Origin of the sequence: Bacillus sp. AFS001701 (assembly GCF_002559405.1) — a bacterium.
Lineage (GTDB): Bacteria > Bacillota > Bacilli > Bacillales > Bacillaceae_G > Gottfriedia.
This window is the reverse complement of the sequence record NZ_NTZO01000385.1, coordinates 1-292: the sequence shown is the minus strand read 5'-3', so window position 1 is coordinate 292 and position 292 is coordinate 1. Positions and strand designations below refer to the sequence as shown.

The 292-nt window shown below is 65.8% G+C and carries 1 protein-coding gene; it reads left to right on the top strand.

The window, feature by feature from the left end:
- The coding region (locus CN514_RS19760; RefSeq protein ID WP_483295024.1) for an ABC transporter permease subunit at positions 1–292 on the top strand (292 nt) is incomplete at both ends.

Here is a 292-nt window from a genome sequence, read left to right as displayed (position 1 = left end):
ACTTCAACGTGCAGCCGTTCATCGCGACGCTCGCCATGATGTTCCTCGGCCGCGGTCTCGCGTCGCTGCTGAGCACCAAGCCGGAGCAGCTCCCCGCGGACTCGCCGATCCGCCTGATCGCCGAGAAGATCAAGATCATCGACGGACCGAAGGTGAACGACCTCGTCGTCACCCCCGCGGTGATCATCGCGATCGTGGTCGTGCTCGTCGCCTTCTTCGTACTGCACCGCACCCGCACGGGACGCACGGTCTACGCGATCGGCGGGTCCGAGAACTCCGCCCTGCTGATGGG